The 25,613-nt window shown below is 36.8% G+C and carries 22 protein-coding genes; 11 read left to right on the top strand and 11 right to left on the bottom strand.

The window, feature by feature from the left end; translation table 11 throughout:
* Positions 1–66 precede the first annotated feature (66 nt).
* The gene (locus ACPF63_RS18075) at positions 67–828 is read right to left on the bottom strand and encodes a hypothetical protein (protein WP_180565120.1); all 762 of its coding nucleotides are present in this window, start codon (positions 826–828) and stop codon (positions 67–69) included.
* Between the two features lie 130 nt (positions 829–958).
* Between ACPF63_RS18075 and hutH the strand changes: the two genes are divergently transcribed.
* From hutH to ACPF63_RS18055, 4 genes are all read left to right on the top strand, one after another.
* The gene (gene hutH, locus ACPF63_RS18070) at positions 959–2,452 is read left to right on the top strand and encodes a histidine ammonia-lyase (RefSeq protein ID WP_426480833.1); all 1,494 of its coding nucleotides are present in this window, start codon (positions 959–961) and stop codon (positions 2,450–2,452) included.
* A 3-nt stretch (positions 2,453–2,455) separates the two neighbouring features.
* Complete coding sequence (locus ACPF63_RS18065; RefSeq protein ID WP_426480832.1) at positions 2,456–2,905, top strand: DUF2059 domain-containing protein; 450 nt, start codon at positions 2,456–2,458, stop codon at positions 2,903–2,905.
* A gap of 63 nt (positions 2,906–2,968) precedes the next feature.
* Positions 2,969–3,415 carry a GNAT family N-acetyltransferase gene (locus tag ACPF63_RS18060; RefSeq protein WP_426480831.1) on the top strand — a complete coding sequence of 149 codons (447 nt, stop codon included), beginning with the start codon at positions 2,969–2,971 and terminating at the stop codon, positions 3,413–3,415.
* A 91-nt stretch (positions 3,416–3,506) separates the two neighbouring features.
* On the top strand, positions 3,507–4,988 hold the full coding sequence (locus tag ACPF63_RS18055) for a S8 family peptidase (protein WP_426480830.1): 1,482 nt from the start codon (positions 3,507–3,509) through the stop codon (positions 4,986–4,988).
* Positions 4,989–5,066: 78 nt separating this feature from the next.
* Here ACPF63_RS18055 and ygiD read toward each other — a convergent pair whose 3' ends face one another.
* Together ygiD and ACPF63_RS18045 are read right to left on the bottom strand one after the other, a co-directional pair.
* Entirely contained in the window at positions 5,067–5,894 is an 828-nt protein-coding gene (gene ygiD / locus ACPF63_RS18050) for a 4,5-DOPA dioxygenase extradiol (protein ID WP_426480829.1), read from the bottom strand.
* 80 nt (positions 5,895–5,974) lie between these two features.
* Positions 5,975–6,487 (bottom strand): YceI family protein, encoded by a 513-nt coding sequence (locus ACPF63_RS18045; protein WP_426480828.1) that lies wholly within the window; start codon positions 6,485–6,487, stop codon positions 5,975–5,977.
* Between the two features lie 451 nt (positions 6,488–6,938).
* On the opposite strand from ACPF63_RS18045, the gene ACPF63_RS18040 reads away from it, so the two are divergent.
* The 4 genes from ACPF63_RS18040 to ACPF63_RS18025 all read left to right on the top strand — a co-directional run bounded on the left by ACPF63_RS18040 (position 6,939) and on the right by ACPF63_RS18025 (position 13,007).
* On the top strand, positions 6,939–9,077 hold the full coding sequence (locus tag ACPF63_RS18040) for a DPP IV N-terminal domain-containing protein (RefSeq protein WP_426480827.1): 2,139 nt from the start codon (positions 6,939–6,941) through the stop codon (positions 9,075–9,077).
* Between the two features lie 228 nt (positions 9,078–9,305).
* Entirely contained in the window at positions 9,306–10,331 is a 1,026-nt protein-coding gene (locus tag ACPF63_RS18035; RefSeq protein ID WP_077413813.1) for an LLM class flavin-dependent oxidoreductase, read from the top strand.
* 391 nt (positions 10,332–10,722) lie between these two features.
* Complete coding sequence (locus ACPF63_RS18030) at positions 10,723–12,135, top strand: inorganic phosphate transporter (RefSeq protein WP_426480826.1); 1,413 nt, start codon at positions 10,723–10,725, stop codon at positions 12,133–12,135.
* A gap of 44 nt (positions 12,136–12,179) precedes the next feature.
* Complete coding sequence (locus tag ACPF63_RS18025; protein WP_426480825.1) at positions 12,180–13,007, top strand: universal stress protein; 828 nt, start codon at positions 12,180–12,182, stop codon at positions 13,005–13,007.
* Between the two features lie 48 nt (positions 13,008–13,055).
* On the opposite strand, the gene ACPF63_RS18020 is transcribed toward ACPF63_RS18025, so the two are convergent.
* From ACPF63_RS18020 to ACPF63_RS18010, 3 genes are read right to left on the bottom strand one after another with little or no spacing between them, the layout of a single operon-like run.
* The gene (locus ACPF63_RS18020) at positions 13,056–16,091 is read right to left on the bottom strand and encodes an AAA family ATPase (protein WP_426480824.1); all 3,036 of its coding nucleotides are present in this window, start codon (positions 16,089–16,091) and stop codon (positions 13,056–13,058) included.
* A 3-nt stretch (positions 16,092–16,094) separates the two neighbouring features.
* Entirely contained in the window at positions 16,095–17,300 is a 1,206-nt protein-coding gene (locus ACPF63_RS18015) for a metallophosphoesterase family protein (RefSeq protein WP_426480823.1), read from the bottom strand.
* A 42-nt stretch (positions 17,301–17,342) separates the two neighbouring features.
* Positions 17,343–17,540, bottom strand: coding sequence for a hypothetical protein (locus ACPF63_RS18010; protein WP_077413819.1), 198 nt, complete (start codon positions 17,538–17,540; stop codon positions 17,343–17,345).
* Positions 17,541–17,615: 75 nt separating this feature from the next.
* Here ACPF63_RS18010 and ACPF63_RS18005 point away from each other — a divergent pair, with 75 nt between their 5' ends.
* Together ACPF63_RS18005 and ACPF63_RS18000 are read left to right on the top strand one after the other, a co-directional pair.
* Positions 17,616–17,864 (top strand): VF530 family DNA-binding protein, encoded by a 249-nt coding sequence (locus ACPF63_RS18005; RefSeq protein ID WP_077413820.1) that lies wholly within the window; start codon positions 17,616–17,618, stop codon positions 17,862–17,864.
* 181 nt (positions 17,865–18,045) lie between these two features.
* The gene (locus ACPF63_RS18000) at positions 18,046–18,546 is read left to right on the top strand and encodes an FKBP-type peptidyl-prolyl cis-trans isomerase (RefSeq protein WP_426480822.1); all 501 of its coding nucleotides are present in this window, start codon (positions 18,046–18,048) and stop codon (positions 18,544–18,546) included.
* A gap of 186 nt (positions 18,547–18,732) precedes the next feature.
* Here the strand turns inward: ACPF63_RS18000 and ACPF63_RS17995 are convergent, their stop codons facing one another.
* The 4 genes from ACPF63_RS17995 to ACPF63_RS17980 form a co-directional block, all read right to left on the bottom strand.
* Entirely contained in the window at positions 18,733–19,113 is a 381-nt protein-coding gene (locus ACPF63_RS17995; protein ID WP_426480821.1) for a YchJ family protein, read from the bottom strand.
* Positions 19,114–19,213: 100 nt separating this feature from the next.
* Positions 19,214–19,645 (bottom strand): hypothetical protein, encoded by a 432-nt coding sequence (locus ACPF63_RS17990; protein WP_426480820.1) that lies wholly within the window; start codon positions 19,643–19,645, stop codon positions 19,214–19,216.
* Positions 19,646–19,647: 2 nt separating this feature from the next.
* A complete protein-coding gene (locus ACPF63_RS17985; RefSeq protein ID WP_426480819.1) occupies positions 19,648–20,481 on the bottom strand; it encodes a hypothetical protein in 834 nt (277 codons plus the stop codon).
* A 3-nt stretch (positions 20,482–20,484) separates the two neighbouring features.
* Complete coding sequence (locus ACPF63_RS17980; protein WP_077413824.1) at positions 20,485–22,626, bottom strand: M3 family metallopeptidase; 2,142 nt, start codon at positions 22,624–22,626, stop codon at positions 20,485–20,487.
* Between the two features lie 258 nt (positions 22,627–22,884).
* Here ACPF63_RS17980 and ACPF63_RS17975 point away from each other — a divergent pair, with 258 nt between their 5' ends.
* The gene (locus ACPF63_RS17975) at positions 22,885–23,721 is read left to right on the top strand and encodes a GIN domain-containing protein (protein ID WP_426480818.1); all 837 of its coding nucleotides are present in this window, start codon (positions 22,885–22,887) and stop codon (positions 23,719–23,721) included.
* 1 nt (position 23,722) lies between these two features.
* Here ACPF63_RS17975 and ACPF63_RS17970 read toward each other — a convergent pair whose 3' ends face one another.
* Positions 23,723–25,612, bottom strand: coding sequence for a monovalent cation:proton antiporter-2 (CPA2) family protein (locus ACPF63_RS17970; protein ID WP_426480817.1), 1,890 nt, complete (start codon positions 25,610–25,612; stop codon positions 23,723–23,725).
* Between the last annotated feature and the right edge of the window lies 1 nt (position 25,613).

The following is a 25,613-nucleotide window of genomic DNA, read 5'->3' as shown; positions in this document are numbered from 1 at the left end:
ACTTTCCCTATTTAAAAAAGAAAACCTGCAGATGGATCTACAGGTTTTTTATAAGGTCAAATTATTTTATCCGTTTGTTATTGCAGTATATTCACTTATAAGAAAACTGAAGTAATCCCATTCCACTGAGTTTTTAGGATACTTTTTCATAAAGTCCTGATTGTCTCCAAAAAGGAAATCATAATTGTCTTCGAAATCATCTTTGTGAAGCCACATCACTTTATCTCCTTTCTTTACATAATAAGATTTGATAACCCCGCCTCCAAGTTGTGGAGAGCCCATTACAGAAAAACCTGTTGTTTCTTTAGCCCTGGGATCGTGATATACTGAAATAATATCATCAAAACCAGGATTGATTACCTGCATCAGGAATTCCTTATCATCTTTTTTGTTCTTTAAGGAAACAGTCTGGTTTACAAAATAAATTCTGTCGTTGTTGGTGTTTTTAGTCAGCTTCTTAGTGCCAAAATTTCTGATGTTTCCCATATATTTGGCCACTTTAGCAATCTTTTCTGCATTGCTCGGATATACATACATCTCGTTGATCTGATCAGCATTAAATGTAGTATTCTTTTTTGTTACACTGTCTTTGATAGCTACTTCGTAGATCTGCCCTTTTTTGGTTTCAATCTTATTACAGAAACCTTTGTATGTAGTTCCGTCTTTTAAGATAATTGTAGAAGTTTTCTTAGGCGATGGAGCATTAAAACCTTCATTGAAAAGGTAAGTTTCCATTTTTTTGATGTCCTCTTTAGAATATTTTACTTTCTGGGCGAAAGCTGTTGTGCTTGCTACACATAAAGCAAGGAGTAGAGTTTTCAGTCTCATGTATTATTGTTTTTAATTTCGGGGCTAAAAATAGTAAAATAATTCCCTTGTTTATATAAAAATATAGAAGATTGAAATTTAGCTTTTCCAATTATTGTTAAATGCGTAATTTTAAGAAAATTTTTTAGAAATGATATACGGAGTAGATGTTTTTACTTTCCATGATGTTCTGGAAATCTGTAAAAAGCCAAATAAAGCCAAGCTTAATAAAGCCGCAAAAGAACAAATCTTAAAATCACAGAAAAACGTACAGAAAATAGTAGAGTCTGACAGATGTGTGTATGGAATCAATACCGGGTTCGGACCCTTATGTGATACTAAAATATCAGCAGACGAAACAGCTCAGTTACAATATAATCTGATCATCTCCCATGCAGTAGGAGTAGGAAAACCGATTGACAAAGAACTTTCCAAGATCATGATGATTGCTAAAGTTCATGCCCTTTCAAAAGGATTTTCAGGAGTTTCTCTTGAAGTTATTGAAAGAATGATTCTGATGCTGGAAAAAGATATCATCCCGGTGGTTCCTGAACAGGGATCTGTAGGAGCTTCGGGAGACCTTGCTCCTTTAGCCCATCTGGTGCTGCCATTGCTTGGTTTAGGACAGGTTTGGGAAGGAGATCAGGTTTCTGAGACCATGGAAGTGCTGAATAAACATGATCTTGAAGCATTGGCTTTAGGACCAAAAGAAGGATTAGGACTGATCAACGGGACACAGTTTATCCTTGCCCATGCGATCAAAGGACTTGAAAAATTCGAATACTTATTAGATCTTGCAGATATGACTGCTGCAATGAGTATTGAAGCATACAGAGGTTCTGCGAGCCCATTTAAAAAAGAGCTTCACGAGATCAGACCTTTTGAAGGCAGTAAAAAAGTAGCGGCAAGAATGCTTAAATTCTTAAAAGGATCAGAAAATATGAAAGCTCACGAAGATTGTGAGAGAGTTCAGGATCCTTATTCCATGAGATGTGTACCACAGGTTCACGGAGCCAGCAGAAATGCTTTTGAGCACCTTAGAAGTATGGCGGAAACAGAGTTGAATTCCGTAACAGACAACCCGATTGTATTAAGTGCCGAAGAATCTATTTCAGGCGGAAACTTCCACGGACAGCTGATGGCTCTTCCTTTAGACTATGCTACACTGGCGGCTGCAGAATTAGGAAATATTTCTGACAGAAGAAGTTATTTATTATTAGAAGGAAAATACGGTCTTCCAAGATTATTGACGGAAAGCTCAGGATTAAACTCAGGATTTATGATTCCTCAGTATACTTCAGCTGCTTTGGTTACAGAAAATAAAACATTATGTTTCCCGGCATCGGCAGACTCTATTCCTACAAGTTTAGGCCAGGAGGATCATGTTTCTATGGGAAGTATCTCAGGAAGAAAATTCAATCAGGTTCTTGGAAATCTTGTGAACATTTTGTCTGTTGAGCTCATGTTTGCTGCTCAGGGACTTGAATTCAGAAGACCGGCGAAATGCTCTAAAGTAATTGAAGAAAACTTTACGATTCTTCGTTCCAAAGTTGCCAAACTGGAAGACGACAGACTGATCGGTAAAGATATGCTGGCCATTGCAGAGCTCATCAATGAGAGAAAGTTTATTGTTGATGTAAAATAAGAAATGAGAAAGGGGATTATTTTATGTTTCTTTTTGCTGGGAATAAATGCTTTTTCTCAGTCAAATGAAGCAAAATTGAAAGAACTGATCACTTTAACAAGATCAGATAAGATGTTGTCTATAGCTTTTCAACAGTTTATGGATCATTATAACAATAGGTATAAAGATCTACCGGATAGTTTCTGGGATGAGTTTAAAAAAGACATGTCATCGGAGAAAATTTTTGCGTTGTACATTCCTGTCTATAAAAAGTATTTTACTGATTCGGACGTTGATGAGCTTATTAAATTTTATAAAACTCCGGCAGGTCAGAAAATGATTGAAAATATGCCCAACTTAATGAATGATTCAATGAAAATTGGAAGTGATTATGCACAAGCATTAGATAAAAGGGTTAATGATAAATTGAATAAACATTATAATTTTCAAAATCCACCTCCACCAGCTCCATAAAAATAAAAGCTTCCGAAAGGGAGCTTTTTGTTTTCACAACTTCAATTTTTAAATCAAATAGACATGAATGTACTTAGAACAGACTCTACCAATCCAGACTTTCAAAAATTAGTAAAATCTCTTGACGTTACATTAGCAGAACATAATGGTGAGGAAGATGATTTTTTTGCTCAGTTTAATAAAATTGATACGATTAAAAACTGTATTGTAGTTTATATTGATGCTATTCCGGCAGCTTGCGGGGCATTCAAACCATTTTCCGAAGATACAGTAGAAATAAAAAGAATGTTTACCGATCCGGAATTCAGAAAAAAAGGACTAGGCTCAGCCATTGTAAAAGAGCTTGAAAACTGGGCAGCAGAATTGAATTTTGAAAAAGCCGTTTTAGAAACGTCCCAGGATCTTAAAAGTGCTATTTCAGTGTATGAAAAAAACGGTTTTTACAGAATACCCAACTACGGACAATACATTGGAATAGAGCAAAGTGTCTGCTACGAGAAAGAATTGTAATTTAATATTCATGTAATGGTAAATTCATTTTTTTTCAGTTTTTAATTCCCGTCAAAGTGTTATATTGTGGAACCAACCAAAATTATAACATATGAAAAAAACTGTATTCCTACTGGCAATATTTTTTGCCTTACACTCGTGTTCCAGAGAAGAACTTCAGAACGAAAATGTAAAAACAGAAATGGCTCAGAAAGATCCACTGACGGCAAAACAGATCAATGAACGGATCAATCAGGCTATTAAAACGGATGGTGCTTTCAATTGGAAGAATGAATCCGATCATTTCGTATGGAGTGCTATTTTCCGTGGGAACAAAATGGTATCCATAGGTTTTGGAGCTTCTAAGGATGACTTTGACAGAAGTAAATCCCCAAACAACAGTGAAATGGAAAAGGAGGTCCTTTCTGTCATCAAAAAATATGAAGGAAAAGAGGAAAGAAATTTCCTTCTTCTTTCAGATCAATATCTTAATCAGATGGATGTTGTGATTGAAAAAGAAGAAACCATTACTGCTCTTCGACAAATGAAAAACATCCGATACGTAGAGCCGGCAGATTATCATTATTTTGAATTTGAGGCTCAATATAATGCAGCTGCAAAATCCTCTGGAAGCGGTTCATCAGGATGTGGTTTTTCATCATCAACATTAAGTACAGCAGACTACACATCTACAACACCAAGCGCAAAAATTCCTTGGGCTTTCACAAAACACAACATTCCTGAAGCATGGAGCTACAGTACAGGAGCAGGTGTTACCATCGGACTTATTGATACAGGGGTTTCTCCGGAACAGACTTTACTGGGAGGAAGCTTTAATAATGGTGCTTCTTCAGGAAGAACAATCAGCAAAGTGGGAGTGTATAACTCAGATGGATCCGGAGATCAGTGCGGACACGGAACAAAAATGGCTTCCGTAATGACAGCCCCAAGAAATAATGCAGGACTGCCGGTAGGAGTAGCTTACAATGCCAATCTGATCGCTTACAGAGCCGCAGAAAATGTTGTTTTGGAAACATCCAGCGAGCAGACTGCTGTAAAAACGGCTTTTACAGAATTGGGTAATAACACCAGTGTAAAAATCATTTCAATGTCTATGGGACATATTTTCTCTGTCGGGAAAATTGAAGATGGTGTTAAATATGCTTATTCTAAAGGAAAACTTATTTTTTGTGCCGGAGGAACTTCTACCAGCTTTACCAGTTTTGTGGGGGTGATTTTCCCTGCATCAATGTCGGAAACTCAGGCGATAACAGGGGTAAAAGAGAATACATCCAATCAGAAATGCGATGTTTGCCACTCCGGAAGCCAGATTGATTTTACCTTTCAGATGGAGAGATCTTCAGGAAATACGGTTCCTGTATTGAGCTATTACAACGGGCAGGCAGACTATGTAGGTGGTTCTTCAGTAGCCACAGCAGCTACAGCAGGAATCGCAGCATTAGTTTGGGCTAAAAATCCATCATGGACAAGAGATCAGGTACTTAATAAAATGAGACAGGCTGCTACTTACTATCCAAATGTTAATTCAAGCTATGGCTACGGAAACATCAATGTATTAAAAGCAGTACAGTAAATAATACTACCTTTATAAAAGAAAAGGAAATATCTCAGCTGAGGTATTTCCTTTTTTATTTTTAATATCCGATTATGATTATCCAATCCTTACACTCGTCATACTCAGCGAGCCTCCGATAAGCTCATCGTTGAATAAAGTAAGCTCTTCAGACTGATCTTTAAGCCCCAAAGTATATAATAAAGGAAGATAATGATCAGGGGTAGGAACAGCATACTGTAAGAAAGTTCCTTGTTTCTGATAATCAATAATATTTTGAAAATTACCGTCAAGAAGCCAGTTGTTGGTTTTTTCTCTGGCTTCTATTGCCCAGTCCCAGCCGGCACCTACTGTATTAATATTTTTCCAGTCGATAAGGCGGAGGTTATGAACGATATTTCCGCTTCCGATGATCAGAATACCTTTTTCACGAAGCTTATTGAGTCTTTTCGCAAGATCATAATGATACTGCGGAGGCTTTGTATGATCAATACTCAGCTGAATCACAGGAATATCTGCATCAGGATACATATGCTTAATGACGGACCATGCACCATGATCCAGTCCCCAGCTGTGATCCTCTTCCACATCAACAGGGAGAAGGAGCTCTGCTGTTTCCTTTGCTAATTCCGGACTTCCCGGGGCAGGATACTGCACATCAAAAAGAGCTTTTGGAAACCCATAAAAGTCATGGATGGTTTTCGGCATATCCATAGCGGTTACAAAAGTTCCGGCTGTATACCAATGAGCAGAAATACAAAGAATTGCATTAGGTGTTGGAATTTCTGAGGCAGCTTTTCTGAAACCCTGCACAAATTGATTCTCTTCAATGGCATTCATTGGTGAGCCGTGTCCAAGAAATAAAACAGGCATTCTCTGTGTGCTTTTAAAACCGTCGCTTATGTTTTGAAGATCATTGAGGTTCATAAATATTGAAGATTATAAAAAAATAAAAGGTTCAAGGCTTTTAGAAAAATCCCTGAACCTTTTATAATATATGTTATTTATTAAGCCTGTTTTACAAACTGTAATTCACCAGCTACTTTTACATCATCACTTACCATTACACCTCCTGCTTCAAGAGTTGCATTCCAGTTTAATCCGAAGTCTTTTCTGCTGATTTTTCCTTCAAAAGAGAAACCTGCTTTTGTATTTCCCCATGGGTCTACATTGATTCCTCCGAAATCTACGTCAAGATCTACAGGTTTTGTAATTCCGTTGATGGTAAGATTTCCAACGATAGAATTGTTTAATGCCTGAGATTCAAAAGTGATTGTAGGATGTACTTCAGCGTTGAAGAACTCTGCAGACTTTAAGTGATTGTCTCTGTCTGTATTGTTTGTGAATACAGAATCTGTTTGAATTGTAGCTGTAGTTTTTGCATTTGCAAAGAACTCATCTTCAGATTCAATTTCAGCGGTGAAGGTTCTGAAGCTTCCTTTTACATTAGAGATCATCATGTGTTTTACTTTGAAAGTAATTTCACTATGCGTAGGGTCTAAGATCCATTTTGTTGCCATTGTATTTTGTATTTTTTGTTTGTTATAATGATGCAAATTTAGGATAGGATACCTATACAAGTCATTGATATAGGATAAGAAATGCATTTTTCTACATCAATAGTCAATTTTGCTTCGCAAGTGAATGGTGAATGACTATAGCTGTCTCAAAATTTAAAAATTGACAAGCGGAGCGGATTGACAATTTACGATTGACGCATTTTATATCAATAGTCAATTTTGCTTCGCAAGTGAATGGTGAATGGCTATAGCTGTCCCAAAGTTTAAAAATTGACAAGCGGAGCGTATTGACAATTCACGATTGACCTATTTTAATACCTATAAAAATTCTACTATTAAGTTAAGAAATAATTTCTTTGAAAGCATGAATTCTAATTTATGAATGTTTTAATTTAACATTTCTTAACGGATGATTTTTATTTCTTATTTTTGATGGATTCAATTTTATACAATGAAATTACATAATTTTTCTTTATTGATGCTGGTTTTAGGCAGTTCAGCATTTGCCCAGACCCAGAAATTTACTATGGCAGAGGCTGTAAATGGGATGAGAACAAACCTTGCAGTGAAAAATATTTCCCAGTTTTCATGGGCTGCAGACGGAAAATCATACATCCAGGCAGTGAAAGGTGGTTATTTGATTACAGATTTGAAAACCAACAAGCAGGATACTCTGATCTCGTTGAACCAACTGAATAGAAACTTATCCAATGATAAACTGAAGGCAGTTCCTGCAATCAAATTTACAGGAAATTCCAATGGATATTTTACAACAGGCGGTAAAATGTCATGGATTGAAAAATCAGGAAATGACTGGAAAGTAAAAAGTACAGCTGCTGTAGATCAGGATGCCGCGAATGTGAAAATGTTTGGTGACGGCCAGACTTTTGCCTTCACAGCAAAGAATAATTTATTTGTAAACAGAAATGGAAAAACCATTGCTGTAACCAATGAAACCAATGAAAATATTATCAGCGGGCAAGCTGTTCATAGAAATGAGTTCGGAATTGATACAGGAATTTTTCCTGCTCCCAATTCTGAGAGTGTAGCATTTTATAAAATGGATCAAAGTATGGTTGCTGATTACCCAATCATTGACTGGTCTGTAACGCCAGCTGTGAATCACAATATCAAATACCCAATGGCTGGTCAGACTTCTCATCAGGTAACATTAGGTGTTTTCAATATTAAAACTCAAGCTACGACTTTCTTAAAAGTTGAGGGAGAAAAAGATCAATATTTAACAGCCGTTACATGGAGTCCGGATTCAAAGTATATTTTCGTAGGAGTTCTGAACAGAGGTCAGAATCATATGAAAATGAATCAGTATGATGCTGCAACCGGAGAACTGGTAAAAACATTATTTGAAGAAACAGACAGCAAATATGTCGAGCCGCAGCATCCACTTACTTTCTTCCCGAATTCCAATACAGACTTTATCTGGCAGAGTCAGAGAACAGGATACAATCATTTGTTCCACTATAGTTTAGAAAAAGGACTGGTAGCACAAATCACAAAAGGTGATTGGCTGGTAACGGATATCTTAGGATTCAATGAAAAGAAAAAGGAAATCTATTTCACTTCCACAAAAGAAACTCCTTTAGAAAGACATTTATATAGAATCAACTGGACTAATTTCAAAATGCAGAGACTGGACAGTGCAGAAGGGATGCATGCCGGAACTTTGAGCAATGATGGAAATTATCTGTATGATGCTTACAGCAATGCCAATTCACCAAGAGTTGCCAATATTATCAATACTTCTAATTTAAAAGCTACCAATATCCTTACTTCTGAAAATCCATTAAAGAATTATCAGAGACCGGAAATTAAAAATGTAGAGCTAAAAGCAGATGACGGAACTCCTTTGTATGGGAAAATCATCCTTCCAACAAATTTTGATCCGAATAAAAAATATCCTGCCATTGTTTATCTGTATAACGGACCGCACTTACAGTTGATCACAAACAGCTTCCCGGCTTCCGGAAACCTTTGGTATGAATATATGGCTCAGAACGGATATATTATTTTCACCATGGACGGAAGAGGTTCTTCCAATCGTGGAATGAAGTTTGAGCAGGCTGTATTCAGAAACCTGGGAACTACAGAAATGAACGACCAGATGAAGGGAGTAGAGTACTTAAAGTCTCTTCCTTATGTAAACGGAGATAAAATGGGAATCCATGGATGGAGTTTTGGAGGATTTATGACAACAAGCTTCATGCTTCGTAAGCCGGATGTATTCAAAGTAGGAGTAGCTGGAGGACCGGTAATCGACTGGAGCATGTATGAGATCATGTACGGAGAAAGATATATGGATACTCCACAGGAAAATCCACAGGGATATGCAGCTGCTAATCTTTTGGATAAAGTTCAGAATCTGAAAGGAAAACTACTGATGATTCACGGGGCACAGGATGATGTAGTAGTATGGCAGCATTCTATAAAATTCATCAAATCTGCTGTTGATAACGGAGTTCAGTTAGATTACTTTACATATCCGGGGCATCCGCATAATGTGATCGGGAAAGACAGAGTTCATCTGATGCAGAAGATTACAGATTATTTTGATTTATATCTGAAGAAATAATAAAAAAATCCAGTCCAGTTTTAGGCTGGATTTTTTTGAACATTACCTTAACATTATTGTATTATGCTTAATTGAGATTGCTTCGCTTTGCTCGCAATGACAATGTTGTGTTATTGGTGGAAAATTAGTGTTATTTGTGTTTGAAAAAACAACAACTTTTCGATCTTACCAAACATCAATGTTTTTGATTTTTCATAGTGGTATTTTTGTATCACTAAAATCAACAATATGGAATTAGGAATAGGTATGTTTGGTGATCTGGCATTTGACCAGTCAACCGGAAAATATAGAGATGCAGGAATTAAGATCCGTGAAATATTGGATCAGGTAAAATTGATGGATGAGGTGGGAATTGATGTTTTTGCAATGGGAGAACATCACCGTCCGGATTATGCTGTTTCCTCACCGGAAATAGTATTGGCAGCTGCAGCAAGCATTACAAAAAATATAAAACTAGCCAGTGGAGTTACTGTTTTGAGTTCTTCGGAGCCGGTAAAAGTATATGAAGACTTTTCAACACTGGATCTGATTTCAGACGGAAGAGCCGAAATATTTGTGGGCAGGGGAAGTTTCATTGAGTCATTTCCGTTGTATGGCTATTCTTTGGATGACTATGAACAGCTATTTGATGAAAAGTTAGAATTATTATTGAAAATCAATTCTGAGGAAAATGTAAGCTGGTCTGGGAAACTTCGTGCTCCCATGAATAATCAAACCGTGTATCCAAGAGCAAAGAATGATGGAAAACTTTCAATCTGGAGAGCTGTTGGAGGAACTCCGCAGTCTGTTTTAAGTGCAGCACAATTGGGAATGCCTTTAGTGGTAGCCATTATTGGAGGAATGCCGATTCAGTTTAGAAATCTGATCGAATTCTATAAGCAGGAATACCAGAAAGCGGGACATGATGTTTCAAAAATGCAGATTGCCGTTCATTCACATACTTTTGTGAGTGATGATCAAAAAGCAGTGGACGGGTATTTCCATAATTATAAATCTCAGATGGATAGAATAGGGGCTTCCAGAGGTTGGGCCCCTTACACAAAAGCACAGTATGATGGCGGAAGAAGCAAAGACGGCGCTTTATTTATCGGAAGCCCGGCAGAAGTAGCAGACAAAATTGCTTATATGAAAGAGATTTTCGGAATTACAAGATTTATCGGACATATGGATGTGGGAGATCCTGCTCATGAGGTGATGATGAAGTCTATTGAATTGTTTGGGAATGAAGTGAAGCCTGTTATACAAGGATTATAACAAGGAAGTTTAGAGATATAAAAAAAGGAGACCAGAAAAGGTCTCCTTTTTATTTTGTCTTATATTGCAAAGACTCTTATTTTTTAAATATAATAAACTGTTAATCATTTATTAACATCGTAATCTTTTAAACTTCATTTCTTTACAGTGATGAAACAAAACGATAGCTATTAATGATTGACCTGTCTATAATCCGTATGATACAAACTTTGTATTGTACTGGTGACAAACTGTTTATTCTCACAGCCAGTTTGTTCAAAAGGTTGTTTGGATATTCTAAAATCCATTGCTATTCAGGATATCGTTCTTATTATCCCTTTCTGATGGTTTCATTTCTCAATATTCTGGATGCTCTGTTGATCCAGTTATTCCAAAATCTAAACAAAAAACCATGCTTTTAAACAATATTCTATTTTTTTCAGTGGATCCGGATCTCAGTACAGGTCTTGTCATTATTTTCATCCTGTGTCTTGTAGCGGTAGTGGCTTTTGAGTTTGTAAACGGTTTTCATGACACCGCCAATGCTGTGGCTACTGTAATTTATACCAAAGCTCTTAAGCCCGTTATCGCAATCCCTTGGTCAGGCTTTTGGAACTTTCTGGGAGTTTTTACAGGGGGAATTGCTGTTGCGATGGGAATCTTAAAATTGGTACCTATGGATACGCTCATAACGCTGCCAATTGCTGTGGGAGCCTCTTTGGTTCTTGCTGTTCTACTGGCTTCGATCATCTGGAATCTGGGAACCTGGTATTTTGGAATACCATGCTCCAGTTCTCATACCCTGATTGGTGCTTTAATTGGTGCCGGCTTAGGATTTACCTGGTATTATGGCGGAGGAGTGAACTGGCATAAAGCAGAAGAAATTGGGATGTCACTTATTTTATCCCCTATAGTAGGATTTTGTTTAGCTGTTTTGCTGATGTGGTTTTTTAAATATGTAATCCGTTATAAAACGCTTTTTCATATTCCAACCGGAGCTAATGACAAACCTCCTTTGGTGATCAGAGCCATTTTAATAACAACCTGTACTTTAGTAAGCTTTTTTCACGGAAGTAATGACGGACAAAAAGGTGTAGGACTTTTTATGCTGATCCTGATTGCTTTCATGCCTGCCCAATTTGCAGTTAATCATGATATTCCTAATGATAAGATTATTTCTATCCTGAACACAACGGAACGTACATTACAGGCAACAGCTGCCCGGAATACTCGAAATACAGCAGAATTTAAGACATTGAATCTGGCTGTTGAAAATGTAAAAGAACATCTGATCCATAAGAATGAAAAAGACAAAGCCGCTACTTATAAATTCCGGAAACAGATAGACAACCTTGTTGATTCTCTGAAAAAGCTGAATGAAAATAAAACCATAGCTATTGACGAATCCAACAGAGCAATACTTACCAGCCAGATTTCTGAACTTAAAAAATTAACCGAATTTGCTCCCCTATGGGTGATTATTATTATCTCAGTATCTCTCGGGCTGGGAACTACGATAGGCTGGAAGAGAATTGCTGTAACTATTGGTGAGAAAATAGGAAATGAACATTTGAACTATGCTCAGGGTGCATCCAGCGAAATTGTTGCCGCATCTACTATCGGTATAAGTACATTGCTGGGATTACCGGTAAGTACCACGCATGTTTTGTCAAGTGGTATAGCAGGGTCTATGGTCGCTTCCGGTGGTAAAAGTAACCTTAATCCGGCTACATTAAAAAGTATCGGTCTTGCCTGGGTACTTACTTTACCGGTTTCTATTGTATTATCTTTACTGTTATTTATATGTTTCCATCTGTTTATTTAGTGGCAGATTTTTAGTTCAGTGATTATTATTAAAACCGAAAAAAAATGAAACAAATATTAGTTGCCTCAGACTTTTCCAATAACGCAGGTAATGCGCTGTTGTATGCTCTCTCCCTCGCCAAAACTTTAAAGATGAAAGTAACGGTACTGAATGCCATTCATCCTACGGAAGGCATCAACAATAGTACATACAACGCCATTTTTATTGAAGATTACTATGCAAGAAAAAGATCCGCTCTGAAAGAATGGACAGATACTTTCTGTAATAATGACGTATATAAAGACATTCCGGTAAAAACCGTTTGTGATGTTGGCTTTTTAAGAAATGTTATTACCAAATACATAGAATATAATGATGTATCGTTTTTAGTAATGGGAATGACGGGAGCTACGGGCATTAAGGGAATTATAGGAAGCAATGCCAGTTTAGCCATTAGCAAAATGCGGATTCCAACATTAATAGTTCCTGCGGAAAGTATACTTCATCCAACACCTGTTATCACGCTGGCTGCAGATTATAAAACCACAAAACTATCCGTAAGGGATGTAAAGGCATTGAACCAGATCCTTAAAGTTTCCGATCCTAAAAAATTGGAAATACTTCATATTTCAGACAAAGATACAGCTGCAAGAGCCATAGAAAATGGTGAAAAAAAATTAAAAGATCAGCTTTCTTCTGTGGAAATCACCTTTCATTACGTTGAGGATGATAAACCATCAAGCGGAATTATTGATTTCATAGAAACCAATAAAACAGATATTTTATGTCTTGTAAAACACAATCATAATATTATTTACCGATTATTTTCCGGTAGTACTGTAGACGAGATCCTGAACAAATCTGTAAAGGCTGTATTGATTCTTCATGCATAAATGTTCAAGCCAGCCTTAGTTTAATTTCTTTTGAGGTTTAAAGATTAATTATATAATCTCAATCAGACTTCCTCTTTCCTCGTCTTTAATGATATTGAGAGCTGTAGGAATTTTCTCTTTCAGCTCTTCAACGTGCGAAATAATTCCTACAATCCTGTTTTCTTTCATCAGATTGGTGAGGGTTTCAAATACAATATTCACAGATTCGGTATCCTGAGTTCCAAAGCCTTCATCAATAAAGAAGAAATTTTTATCTGCCTGTGCATTGGCCTGAACGCTTTCTGCCAGTGCCAGAGCCAGACTTAAAGAGACCTGAAATGCCTGCCCTCCCGACAGCGTTTTTACGCTTCTGCTTTTCCCTTCGTTGAGGTAATCGATGATCTCGAAATCATTATTTTCATTAAGCTGCAGACTCAGTTGGTTTCTGGTCATTCTGTGGAAACGCACATTCGCATGATCACAAAGTTGTCTCAGATAAATAGATGAAACATATTGTACAAAACCTGCTCCTTTAAACAGGTTCATCATTATTTTTAAATTCTCTGAACGTTTCTGAAGTTTTGCCAGTTCTTTCAAAAGGTCTTCTTTTTTTACGAATTCTTTTTCCAGTCGGTCTATTTCTGCAGTTTTTGTTACTACAGAATCACTTATTTTTTTCTGTTCACTTTGCGCTTCACCGAACTGTTGCTCAGCCAGAGAAAACTGTTCATTATCGAATGACAGTCCCTTCAGTTTTAATTCCAGTTCTCCGATGAATTTCTTTAAAGCTTCAAAATCAACTTTAAAGTTCTGAACTTTTGTTCTCACCAGTTGAATATTGATTTCCTGAAGTAAAATATTTTCAACCTCTCTGAACTCTGTAAAATTTTGAGCTGCCAAAGCTTTGACGATAGCTTCTTCATTACCGGAAATTTCCTTCTCGAGTTCTGTGATCTGTTTTTCAGATTGGTTGACAATGGCTTTTTGCTCTGCCAGTTTCGGAGAGAGAATCTTTTCCTGCTGTAATGCCTTTTGGTAATTTTCTTCGGTTTCCCTGTTAGATTGTACCAACTTTTGATAAGTGTCTTCAATCTCAGCTTTTTCCTTTTGAGCATACCTATTCCAGTCAAGAATTTTAAGCCCGGAACGGCTGATATTGATCTGCTCCTGTTTTGAAACTTCTTCCAAACGGAAAGCCTCGAGGGCACTCTTATACTTTTCCAGCGTTTTGGTTTCTTTTTCCAGATTTTCTCTTTCCAAAGCAGTGTTTCGCTCCGTTTCCTCAACCTTTTTTTCTAAAGTAAATGAGTCTGAACGTTTTTTATCAAACTCTTCTTCCTGATCCGGGGAAAAAGGCTTCCATGAGAAATTCAGAATATGATTTTCAATATCTTTCTGAATCTGCAGGATAATTTTCTGTTCTGAAAAAAGCTGTTCCTCAAAGATTTTTTTTCGGTCCAGAATTTTATCAATTTCTGCTTCCTGCTTTTGAAGACCAGCTGTTTCCTGTTCTACGGATGTTATTTTCTCCTGAATTTCCTGCAGTTCAGCATTCACATCATGAAATTCCACAATATGCGGATGTTCCTTAGAACCACAAAGAGGACAGTTTTCCCCATCATGAAGCTCACTGGCAAAACGGGAAAGCTCTTTTTGTATTTTGAGATGATCCAGTTTCTGAGAAAGTTCCTTTTTCTTAGTTTCTAAGGCTTCTTTTCTGATTCTGAAGTCTTCTTTATAATTTTCGTTGTAAGCAAAAGGTTTTAATTCTTCTGCAATTTCTCCGATCTGTTTTTGATATTTCTCAATCTTTTCGGTTTGTTCCTGAAGTGATTTTTTTAAATTTTTTTGTTGAATAAACCAATTTCCCACTTCAGATAACAATGCGGAATCCACTTTTTGTTCCTTCAATAGTTTCACATGTGAAGAAAGTTCATCAATCTTCTTTTGAATCTTCTCCTTATTGAGATCTACTTCTTTTACTTTTTCGGAACCTTTCTGGGTTCTTTCATTCAGAATTTTGATTTCCTCAGTAAACTTCAGAACCTGAAGGATAAGGTTCATATCATTTTCCTGAATTTTGGACTGTTCCAAAGCTTTGAACTGCGGCTCAAGAATGGAAAGTTGTTCTTTTATAACGATAAAGGCCTTTTCAGTTTCCTGCCATGCTTTAATTTGTTCTTCTCTCTCGTTCCGCTTCTCCGAAATCTCTTTTGAAAGCTTATTTTTCTCAATAATCAATGGATTGAAGAGTCTGAAAATACGGTCATATAATTCCGCTTGCGCTTCCAGCGCATCCATCTGAGGTTTCTCTTCAGAGAGTCTGCTGAATTTTTCCTTATTCTGCTGTAAACTGTCAAAATCGCTTTTTAAGTTTTTCAGCTGTTGATAAGTGTTGGAAATCTTTTCCAGTTTTTCATTGGATTCCGAAAGTAGTTTCTGTTCTTCAGTCAGCTGTTCTTTCTGAACTTTGATCTTCTCTTCATTGATTTCTTCAAAACCTTTTAACTGACCTTCAAGCTGATCCAGTTCAGATCTGTTTTTTACATGAAGTGCAGAAACATTGTTCTGAAGGTCAAATTTTTGAAGATTGAAGATCTCCTTCATCATATTTGTTCTTTCTGCAGCACCCAGTTCAAGGAATTCTTTGAACTGTCCCTGCGGAATAATGATGGTTCGCTTAAAATTGGAATAGCTTAACCCAATGATTATTTCTGCATTAGAGTGATCCAGAGGAATCCATTTGCCATTACTATTTTCATAGAAAGTAACTGCATTAGGCTTTACTTCTTCAAATTTTTTGGAATTTCTCTTAAAGTCACGGGTAGCACGGAAAAGCTTATTCTCATAATTTATAAAATCAAATTCTATATAAGAGCTGTTTGATTTTAAATTCATCATGTTATAAGCTCTTTTATCACGCATGTTCAGACGTTCCGTTTCTCCGTACAAGACAAATGAAATGGCTTCAAGAACCGATGATTTTCCAGAACCCACCGCCCCGAAAATACCAAAAAGTCCCGCTTCAGTAAGGTTTCTGAAATCAATGGTCTGGCGCTCCTGGTACGAGTAAAGTCCTTCGATAGTTAGTTGAACAGGGATCATGGCTTATGCATTTAAAATTTCGTTAAACAAATTCATCAGTTCTTCATTGGCTTCCTGCCCGCCGTTTTTGGATTTAAAATAATCTTTAAATAATATATCAATATTCTGATTTAAATTGATTTCGTGGCTCTGCTCTTCATCAAGCTCCCGGTTTTTGACTTTTGGAATAAGGTGAACGATCCCGTTATGAGACTGATAAATTAATCTTCTTTCATCAGCTGTTAAAAATGTCTCACTCTCAAGGGTAAGTTCTATAAATGTATTGGGATTTTCTTCCAGCCATTGAACGGTATCTTCGATGGAAGTAAATGTTTTTCTGACTAAAATTCTTCCGCTTTTCAGTACTTTTTTCTCGTAAGACACTGTTTTTCCCGGCTCTGTATCAATAATGGAAACATACTTTTTCTGCCCGGCTTCACTGAAGCTGTAACAAAGGGGAGAAGATGAATAAATAACGGGTTTTTCTTTTGTACCGATATTCTGAAACCCATGGAGATGGCCAAGTGCTGTATACTGGATCTGCTCAGGAATACTGTCCGAAAAAATCAGATCTGCATTTCCGATTTTAATAGGTTTTTCTCCTTCCGGTTCTTCCAGAATTTCTGCACCTCTTTTATTTATATATAAATGAGCGGTCAGAATATTGACTCCGGAATCATCACAAAACTGATCTGCAAGGTTTTTCCATGTTTCTGAAAGTACTTTATTAATTTCTTCCTCTTTATTTTCACCAAAATATTCCTTTAGCCGGATTTCATTTGCGAAAGGAGTATGAAGAATTCTTACAGGAAAATCTATTCCTCCGATTTTTAATTCTATAAAACCTGCCTTAGAATTTGAAACTTTGAAATATTCTGTACTAAAAAGTGTAATCTCGGCTTTAGGATGTCCTATTAAAATAATTCCGCATTCACGAGCCAGAGGATCTGGGGCATTGATTAGGCTGGGAGAATCATGATTTCCGGAAATAGCAATCACAGGACGTTTTCCATTTAAAGATAAACGTTTCAGGGTTTTATAAAAAAGCTCAATGGCTTCTACACCTGGATTAAAATTATCAAAAAGGTCACCGGCAACAAGAATAAGATCTGCGTGTTCCTCATCGGCAATGCCTATAATCTCTTCCATTACCAGGATTTGCTCTTCCATCCGTGAAAAGCGGTCCAGTCTTTTTCCCAAATGCCAGTCGGCGGTATGCAGAATTTTCATAAATTTATTATTGTTTAAAGTAAGTTGAGTAATAAACCATTTTTATAGTTGATTATCAGATTCTTTTGCTTTGAAGTCTTCCCGGATTTGCTTTAAACGTGTTTTCCTTTCTGCTTCTGCATTTTGTATTTTCCGTTTTTTCTGATCAATTTGCTTTTTATTTTTTTTCCTGTTTGCTTCGTTGTTTTTGCTCATATTGGTTGGTAACGAATAATTTTTATGGGTAAGAAATAGCTTCATCAAAAATACTAAAGATTAAGAGTTTAAACAATTTTAGTGGCCAGGTCTGATAAAATGTTTTAATTTTACTGCGTTATGGAAGAAAAATCAAAAGATCCTTTACATGGAAAAAGGCTTGATGCTATTCTTGAAGAACTGGTAGAGTATTACAAAGGATTTGAGAAATTGGGTGAGCAGATCAATATTAAATGTTTTACAGATAACCCAAGCATCAACTCTTCTCTGAAGTTTCTAAGGAAAACACCGTGGGCAAGAACAAAAGTGGAAAGTCTGTATCTTTTTATGCTGAGACAGAAAAAAAGAGATGAGACCAGAAAAAAATAAAGGCTGGAAGTTATTGAAGCTATTATGGAATTAATATAAAGTAAAAGGGAGATATATTTTCTTTATGCCTTTCATAGTTTCCTTCTTCCATCTCCTGGCTTCCAGGCTCATTGAATCATTTCAAAAAATAGTATATTTGTAACATTAATCGTGAAACGAAATCACGAAAAAAAGAAAAAATATGACAATTGAAAACAATCACGTTGTAGCTGTACGTTACATCCTTCACACTATCGAAGCGGACGGAACTAAAGTTCTTGTAGAAGAAACAACAGCAGAAAATCCACTTACATTTTTGTACGGTGTAGGAATGATGATTCCAAAGTTTGAAGAAAATATCTTAGGTTTAAAAGCTGGTGATAAAGCTGCTTTTGTTATTCAGCCTGAAGAAGCTTATGGTGAAAGACAGCCAGACGCTATCGCTCAATTGCCGATTGAGATGTTTAAAGAATCAGGAACTCCACCTATCGGAGCTATTTTACCTTTGTCTGATAACCAAGGGAATAATTTCCAGGCTTTTGTGGTAGAAGTAACACCAGAAGCTGTAGTAGCAGACCTTAACCACCCAATGGCAGGAAAAGTGTTAGATTTCGACGTAGAAATTTTGAACACACGTCCGGCAACTGAAGAGGAATTATCTCATGGTCATGCTCACGGAATTGACGGAAACGAAGCTCACTAAAAAATAATATAAATGTCCGGTTTTTTCGGACATTTTATGAATATTTATCCAATATTTTTTGGATAAAAGATAAAAAAATCCCCACAAAACTATCTGTGGGGATTTTTATTATTGGTGCGTAATATTGGGGATTCTATACGCAAAGAATTATTCTACATTAAATTGTTACCAACAAATCAGGCTCTATCACTCATCCAAAAATTCTCCTGAAACATAATACCAGCGTTCGTGCATTTTCTGAAAAAGCGAAAACTCATGATGAAGCTGTGGATGTCCGTTCTGGTCTGTATAATAAGCCTTAAACTCTACCTGGTTTAAAGCGGGAGTACGGATAATTTCCAGTTTTGTCCATTGGTTGATTTCTCCCCATTCCTGAAGATCTTTCTTATTGTGGTATTTTCTTTTTCCCGGAAGGGTAGTCTCCATCAGATATTCACCATTCGGGATGGCAAAAGCAGAGAACCTTGAACGCATCAGAGCTTCGGCAGTAGGAGCATGTTTTTCTCCGGTATGATAAGGCTTGCAGCATTCTTCGTATGATTTTCCTGAACAGCAGGGACAGTCCATATAGTGTATTTTAAATGTTGAACTGCAAAAATAATGAATATCAATAGAAATGAATTATAAATAAAAAGAAGCACTCTTAAAGAATGCTTCCCGTTATCTTTTACTGATTGTCTTCGTCAATTTTAGTATCTACAAAGCTGTAATTTTCAGTGGCTATATCCAGAGCCTGCTCTTTTGAATTAAATTTTACATGGGATGGATCTAAAACCTTGTATGTGTAAATATCCGTTTTCCCTGAGTTAAAATGAAGTTCATGAAATTCTCCTTTTTCAATCCACCATTGCCCTCTTTCGATAACTTGTCTGACGTCGCAATTCTGGATAGCGGTGAAAATAAGCATAAAAGTGCCGTCTGCTTTTCTTTCCATTACCCAGCGCTTTTCCATACCTTCTACCTGCTGGTCTTTCTCGCTTCCTTTCCACAGACCCACAAGTTGGGGATCTATTTTATTGGCTTGTGGTTTTGCATGGCCTTTTTGAGCATACATTGCCTCAAAGACAACTAATAATGTTGCCGTAATGATTTTTTTCATGGTTATTTAAAAAATAATGTGAGAGGAACCCTGCTGTTTACTGTTATTCCCATAGTTTTGGCAGGAACCCATTTTGTTTTTTTTATAAATTTTTTTATTTCGTTGATAAAGTAGGATGAGTACTTATAATTTTTTTTATTTTGGAAGGTAAGATCAATATCTATATCTGAGACTGTTCCGTTTTTGTGTAGGGTAAATTTCGCAGAAATAGAAGAATAAAAGTCTTTGTCTTGCCGGTATTCAAATTCATCGGGATAGTGCACATTTTTCCAAAAGTCTTTTTCATAATCTTTAAAAAAGTCTCCGTAAGATTTGCTGCCCGGATACCTTGAAATGGTATCACATTCTTCAAAATCATAGACTTTGTCAATGTTTTTTTTAACATATTGTACGTCTGCGATATGTCTCAAAGAATCGATGAACTTTGGGCCAAACTTTCTGTCAATTTCCTTTGACATTACATCTTCATAACAATTTTGCAGCTCCAAAGGAACCGTGCAGTAGTACAGGGCACTTCCAACATCGATATTCTTTTGTTTCAAAAGAACATCCATTTCAGCATTGCTTCTGTAGCTTTCTACCATTCCGAAGTAATGAAAATAAACAAGCTTGCCTTTTTTAATGTCTGCATGTGCTCTTGCGGTTTCAGCAATACATTGTGAATCCAGATACTTTCTCTCTTCTTTAATGTATTCCTCTAATTCCTTAGAGATTGTTGTATCAGATTGTTTTTGAAATAAAGATTCTGACCTGCTTTCAAATCCTTTGTTTTTTAATGAAAAGCAAGTCAGAATGATTAATGAGGACAATACTTTTATACCTGTATTGAGTATCATAGATTATTTTATAAATCCTCTGTTTCTTAATAATGGTTTGATATCCGGATCGTGTCCTGTAAAGTCTCTGAATGCCTGATTCAGATCCACAGAATTTCCTACGGAAAGAATATATTTTCTGAATCGGTCACCGTTCTCTCTGGTTAACCCACCGTTTTTACTGATCCATTCCCATGCATCATTATCCAACGTTTCAGACCATAAATAAGCATAGTATCCTGCAGAATATCCACCTCCCCAGATGTGTGCAAAATAAGGAGTGTGGTATCTTGGCGGAACCGTTGCCAAATTGAATCCATGGCTGGCTAAAGACTGCTTTTCAAAATCTAAAACAGGAATAAACTGGCTGTCGTTGCTTACTGTATGCCAATCCATATCAAGTTCAGCAGCAGAAACCAATTCAGTAGTCATGTATCCCTGATTAAAAGTAGATGCCTTTTTGATTTTGTCTACCAAAGCCTGTGGAATAGGTTGCTTAGTCTCATAATGTACAGCATAATTTTTCAGAACCACAGGATCTAAAGCCCAGTGCTCATTGATCTGAGAAGGGAATTCTACAAAGTCTCTTGGTACATTTGTTCCTGAAAGAGAAGGGTATTTCTGGCTTGCAAACATTCCGTGAATAGAGTGACCAAATTCATGGAAGATCGTTGAAACATCATCATAACTGATTAATGAAGGTTTTCCCGGAGCCGGTTTCTGATAGTTATAACAGTTAACGATTACAGGTTTTGTTCCTAATAAATAAGACTGTTCAACAAAGTTACTCATCCATGCACCACCGTTTTTAGAATCTCTTGTATAGAAATCCAGATAGTAGATGGCGATAGATTTTCCATCATGATCAAAAACTTCGTAGGTTACTACATCAGGGTGATAAACCGGAAGATCTGTTCTCTTTTTGAAAGTCAGTCCGTAGAATTTTTCAGCGGCGAAGAAAACACCTTTTTCAAGAACCGTTGTGATTTCAAAGTAAGGTTTTATTTCACTTTCATCAAGATCAAACTTAGCTTTTCTTACCTGTTCAGCATAGAAATTCCAATCCCAAGGCTCTACTTTGAAACCTCCTTTTTGCTGATCAATAAGATCCTGGATATCTTTTGCTTCACGTCTTGCTGTTTCCACTGCGGGAGTAGCAATCTGGTTCATCAAATTAGTAGCAGCTTCAGGTGTTTTTGCCATCTGGTCCTGAAGTTTCCATTCAGCAAAGTTTTTCTTGCCTAAAATCTGAGCTTTTTTCAATCTCAGTTTAGCAAGTTTTTCAATTGTTGATCTTGTATCGTTAGCATCTCCTTTTTCAGCTCTAGTCCATGAAGCTTTGAACAGCTTTTCTCTGGTAGTTCTGTTTTTTAAATTTTGTAAAAGGGGCTGCTGTGTTGTATTTTGTAAAGCCAGAAGATATTTTCCAGGCTGTCCTGCCGTTTTTGCATCAGCTGCTGCCGCTGCAATTTCATCAGCAGAAAGTCCGTCCAGTTCTTTTGCATCAGAGAAAAATACACCTCCCTGCTTTCTTGCTTCCAATAATTTATTAGAATATTGTGTAGAAAGAGAAGCCAGTTCCTGATTGAGCTGTTTTAGCTTTTCTTTATCAGCCGCAGAAAGATTTGCTCCTGCAATTTCAAAATTCTGCTTATAATACTGTACCAGTCTTTTACTTTCAGAATCTAGACCGTCTTCTTTGATGGACTGTATTCTTTTATAAAGATTTTCATTCAGGTACAGTTTATCAGAATGGGCTGCAAAAATAGGTGCATATTCTTCGTCTAAAGCCTGCAAAGTAGGGTTTGTATTTGCACCTGTAAGATTTGAGAATACAATTTGTGCTCTTCTCAATACTTCACCACTTTTTTCCAATGCAACGATTGTATTTTCAAAAGTAGGAGCAGCCGGATTGTTGGCGATTTTTACAATTTCAGCTTCATGCTGCTTCAAACCATATTCAAAAGCAGGTTTGAAGTGCTCATTTTTGATTTTGTCAAACTCCGGAGCTTCGTATTGAAGCTTGCTTTTCTTCATAAAAGGATTAGAAGATAAAGAGGGATCAGGTGCGGGTAGCTCCTGTTGAATATCGGTCTGTTTCATTGTAGTACAAGATTGATTGAACGCCAAGGCAGAAATTAATAATACCGATGAAATATTCTTCATAAATATAGTTGTTATTAAAGCATAAAGATATTAAAAACTTGTATCATAGGATCAATTTTGGCAGAGGTATTTACTGAAGCCGTTTTGTGAGTGATTTTAAAATGAATACGTTAGGCATTGCAGGGCACATCAAGTTCTTTCTGAAAAATCTGGATTGTAGGTAATTGCAGTATTTTTAAATGTAATGTAATATTTTTTATAAATTAGTTGTTATTTAATTAAAGAAATCAACAAAAATAATCGACAAAAGAAATAAGCATGAAAACAAAGACTTTATTTATTTTTTCAGCCTTAGCGGCATTAGCCTCATTAGCCTCATGTAATGATAAACATGAGAACAGAAACAGAGATAGAGATGGTGACAGAAGTAACTGGGTAGAGAAAGTCGTGAACAAAGAAAGCGGTCCGATACAGCATAAAGAATTTAACGGAGATTTTGATGAAATTCAGGTTTCCCAGGCTATAGAAGCTGAAATCATAAAATCTGAAACAGAAAAAGTAGAAATCTCAGCACCTCAAAGTATCATCAATGAAATTCTTGTAGATAATGATGGCGGAAAGCTGCACATTCATTATAAACCTGGTATCAGAGTGATGAATATCAGCAAAGTGACTGCTAAAATTTATACAAAAGACTTTAATAAACTTCTTGCTGATTCAGCTGCAAGAATTATCATAAAAGATAAATTTACCCAGGAGAAAACAGATGTTGAAGCATCAAGTGCAGGCAGTATTTCCGGAGATCTGGAAGCTAACGATATGGATATTAACATAAGCAGCAGCAGCAGCTATGATGGTAAAATATGGGCTGTTAACCTTGATATTGAAGCTTCATCAGGGTCTACGCTTGATATTTCCGGAAAAGCGAAAAAAGCAGATATCAGTGCATCTTCAGGCAGTAGTGTTTCGGCTAAAGGAGTTATCGCTGATGATGTAGAAGCAGATGCATCAAGTGGGGCAAGTGTTCATATCAGTGCTGTCGCCAGTGTGAAAGCAGGTGCTTCATCCGGTGGAAGTGTGGATATTTCTAAAAAAGGCGAGCTTAAGAATGTGATCAAAGATGAAAGCAGCGGTGGCAGCGTAAACATCCAATAAACTAATCCTGGGATTCATCCTCATCTTCTTCATCGGTGGATGAGGATCCTTCCCAATTTTTATTATCAAAATTAAGATTGTCGTAAGCTAATAATTCCTCCTCTCGCTGGAGGATTTCTTTTGTAGTAAACAGCGTAATGTCATCATCATTTTCCTTCATTTTGGCAAGTTTTCTGATGGATGCCTTATCAATAGCCATAAACCTTTGCCCCATACGTCTCGCTGCATATTTTCTCATTCCTGTTTCATGAAGTACATCAACGGCCATATCAACGGCTGTTCCTAATGTTTCACGGTAAATATGATTGACTCCACTGTTAAGATATTCATAGGCGTCAATTCTGTTTTTTGCCCGCACAAAAATTTTAACACTAGGATAATGCTCACGGACAAGTTCTGCAATGAATTTATTATCATCCGGATCATCCAGACATAAAACCAAAATTTCAGCATCTTCAATTCCGGCAGCCCGCAAAATGGGTATTCTGGTAGCGTCACCATAATATACTTTAAAACCATAACTTCTGAGCAGTTTTACACGATCAGAATCACGGTCCAAAACAGTAGCTGATATTTTATTAGCCTTTAAAAGACGTCCCACAGTACTTCCGAAATGTCCAAAACCTACAATGATAATTTTCTTTTGAATTATATCATTGTCGAGAATGTTGTAATCATTTTCTTCTTCGGGAATTTCTTTAATGAATTTCGGAGTAATAAACTTGTCATTAATGATCAAAAGAATGGGAGTAATACACATGGTAATTGCAGTAACAGCCATCATTTGAGCGTTCATTTCAGGACCTAACAGATAAAGATCCGAGGCATAATTGAGGAGTACAAATGCAAATTCTCCCACCTGGGATAGTGCAAATGCATAAAAGAAACTTTGAGGAGTATCTATCCTGAAAAACTTTCCGATAGTGTATAAAACAACAAATTTTACAGCCAGCACAGTAAATACAGTACTGAAGATAAATAAAGGGTCTTTTTGGATAATATTAAAGTTAATGGTTGATCCAACGCTAACGAAGAAAACGGCTAACAGCAGTCCTTTGAAAGGATTGATCTGCGCTTCCAGCTCATGACGAAACTCACTGTTGGCAAGCATTACCCCGGCAAGGAAAGCACCCAATGCGGGAGAAAGTCCGATGACAACCATCAATTCGGAAACACCAATAACCAGGAACAGGGATGAGGCAGTCAGCAGTTCTGTCATTCCCGATTTTGAAACATAGCGTAAAAAAGGAACAAAGACATATCTGCCCAATAAAATAAGCAGAGCTACTCCAAAAATTACAGTACTGGCCTGCAGCCACTCCGGCAGCTTTTGGATCAGAATCTGAATTTCATTATCATGATGCTTGGCTTTATAATTAGCTACAAGAGGGAGTATTGCCAGAATAGGAATCACAGAAATATCCTGAAAAAGTAAGGTAGAGAATGAGGCTTCTCCAGCTGTGGTCTTGAGATTGTTTTTTTCCTGTAAAGTCTGCAGAACAATTGCCGTAGAAGATAATGCAAAACACATGGCAATGGTAATTGCTTTATCTACTCTCCAGCCTACACTGATGAACACTAAAAAAAGCAATAAAATAGTAAGTGCCATCTGAGAAAGTCCCAGTCCCATTATTTTCTTTCGCATCTCCCAGAATTTCCGGGGCTCAAGTTCCAAACCTACCAGGAATAAAAGCATAATGACTCCAAATTCGCTGGCATGCATGATGTCATCCACATTTTTTCCTGTAAGCCTGAGTACATATGGACCGATAATGATTCCTCCTAAAATATAACCGATTACAGAACTCAACCCTAATTTCCTGGCCAATGGAACCATGATAATGGCTACACCCAGGAAAATTAATGTGTTCATCGCTAAGCTGGATTCCATA

The organism is Chryseobacterium sp. R2ACT005 (assembly GCF_049949215.1).
GTDB lineage: Bacteria > Bacteroidota > Bacteroidia > Flavobacteriales > Weeksellaceae > Chryseobacterium.
Note: the sequence above shows the minus strand (reverse complement) of the source record. Positions and strands in the feature narration are given on the sequence as shown.

Excerpts from the sequence above, each read along its gene's own strand:
- ACPF63_RS18075 (WP_180565120.1), bottom strand. The coding sequence starts at position 828 with ATGAGACTGAAAACTCTACTCCTTGCTTTATGTGTAGCAAGCACAACA.
- hutH (WP_426480833.1), top strand. The coding sequence starts at position 959 with ATGATATACGGAGTAGATGTTTTTACTTTCCATGATGTTCTGGAAATC.
- ACPF63_RS18065 (WP_426480832.1), top strand. The coding sequence starts at position 2,456 with ATGAGAAAGGGGATTATTTTATGTTTCTTTTTGCTGGGAATAAATGCT.
- ACPF63_RS18060 (WP_426480831.1), top strand. The coding sequence starts at position 2,969 with ATGAATGTACTTAGAACAGACTCTACCAATCCAGACTTTCAAAAATTA.
- ACPF63_RS18055 (WP_426480830.1), top strand. The coding sequence starts at position 3,507 with ATGAAAAAAACTGTATTCCTACTGGCAATATTTTTTGCCTTACACTCG.
- ygiD (WP_426480829.1), bottom strand. The coding sequence starts at position 5,894 with ATGAACCTCAATGATCTTCAAAACATAAGCGACGGTTTTAAAAGCACA.
- ACPF63_RS18045 (WP_426480828.1), bottom strand. The coding sequence starts at position 6,487 with ATGGCAACAAAATGGATCTTAGACCCTACGCATAGTGAAATTACTTTC.
- ACPF63_RS18040 (WP_426480827.1), top strand. The coding sequence starts at position 6,939 with ATGAAATTACATAATTTTTCTTTATTGATGCTGGTTTTAGGCAGTTCA.
- ACPF63_RS18035 (WP_077413813.1), top strand. The coding sequence starts at position 9,306 with ATGGAATTAGGAATAGGTATGTTTGGTGATCTGGCATTTGACCAGTCA.
- ACPF63_RS18030 (WP_426480826.1), top strand. The coding sequence starts at position 10,723 with ATGCTTTTAAACAATATTCTATTTTTTTCAGTGGATCCGGATCTCAGT.
- ACPF63_RS18025 (WP_426480825.1), top strand. The coding sequence starts at position 12,180 with ATGAAACAAATATTAGTTGCCTCAGACTTTTCCAATAACGCAGGTAAT.
- ACPF63_RS18020 (WP_426480824.1), bottom strand. The coding sequence starts at position 16,091 with ATGATCCCTGTTCAACTAACTATCGAAGGACTTTACTCGTACCAGGAG.
- ACPF63_RS18015 (WP_426480823.1), bottom strand. The coding sequence starts at position 17,300 with ATGAAAATTCTGCATACCGCCGACTGGCATTTGGGAAAAAGACTGGAC.
- ACPF63_RS18010 (WP_077413819.1), bottom strand. The coding sequence starts at position 17,540 with ATGAAGCTATTTCTTACCCATAAAAATTATTCGTTACCAACCAATATG.
- ACPF63_RS18005 (WP_077413820.1), top strand. The coding sequence starts at position 17,616 with ATGGAAGAAAAATCAAAAGATCCTTTACATGGAAAAAGGCTTGATGCT.
- ACPF63_RS18000 (WP_426480822.1), top strand. The coding sequence starts at position 18,046 with ATGACAATTGAAAACAATCACGTTGTAGCTGTACGTTACATCCTTCAC.
- ACPF63_RS17995 (WP_426480821.1), bottom strand. The coding sequence starts at position 19,113 with ATGGACTGTCCCTGCTGTTCAGGAAAATCATACGAAGAATGCTGCAAG.
- ACPF63_RS17990 (WP_426480820.1), bottom strand. The coding sequence starts at position 19,645 with ATGAAAAAAATCATTACGGCAACATTATTAGTTGTCTTTGAGGCAATG.
- ACPF63_RS17985 (WP_426480819.1), bottom strand. The coding sequence starts at position 20,481 with ATGATACTCAATACAGGTATAAAAGTATTGTCCTCATTAATCATTCTG.
- ACPF63_RS17980 (WP_077413824.1), bottom strand. The coding sequence starts at position 22,626 with ATGAAGAATATTTCATCGGTATTATTAATTTCTGCCTTGGCGTTCAAT.
- ACPF63_RS17975 (WP_426480818.1), top strand. The coding sequence starts at position 22,885 with ATGAAAACAAAGACTTTATTTATTTTTTCAGCCTTAGCGGCATTAGCC.
- ACPF63_RS17970 (WP_426480817.1), bottom strand. The coding sequence starts at position 25,612 with ATGGAATCCAGCTTAGCGATGAACACATTAATTTTCCTGGGTGTAGCC.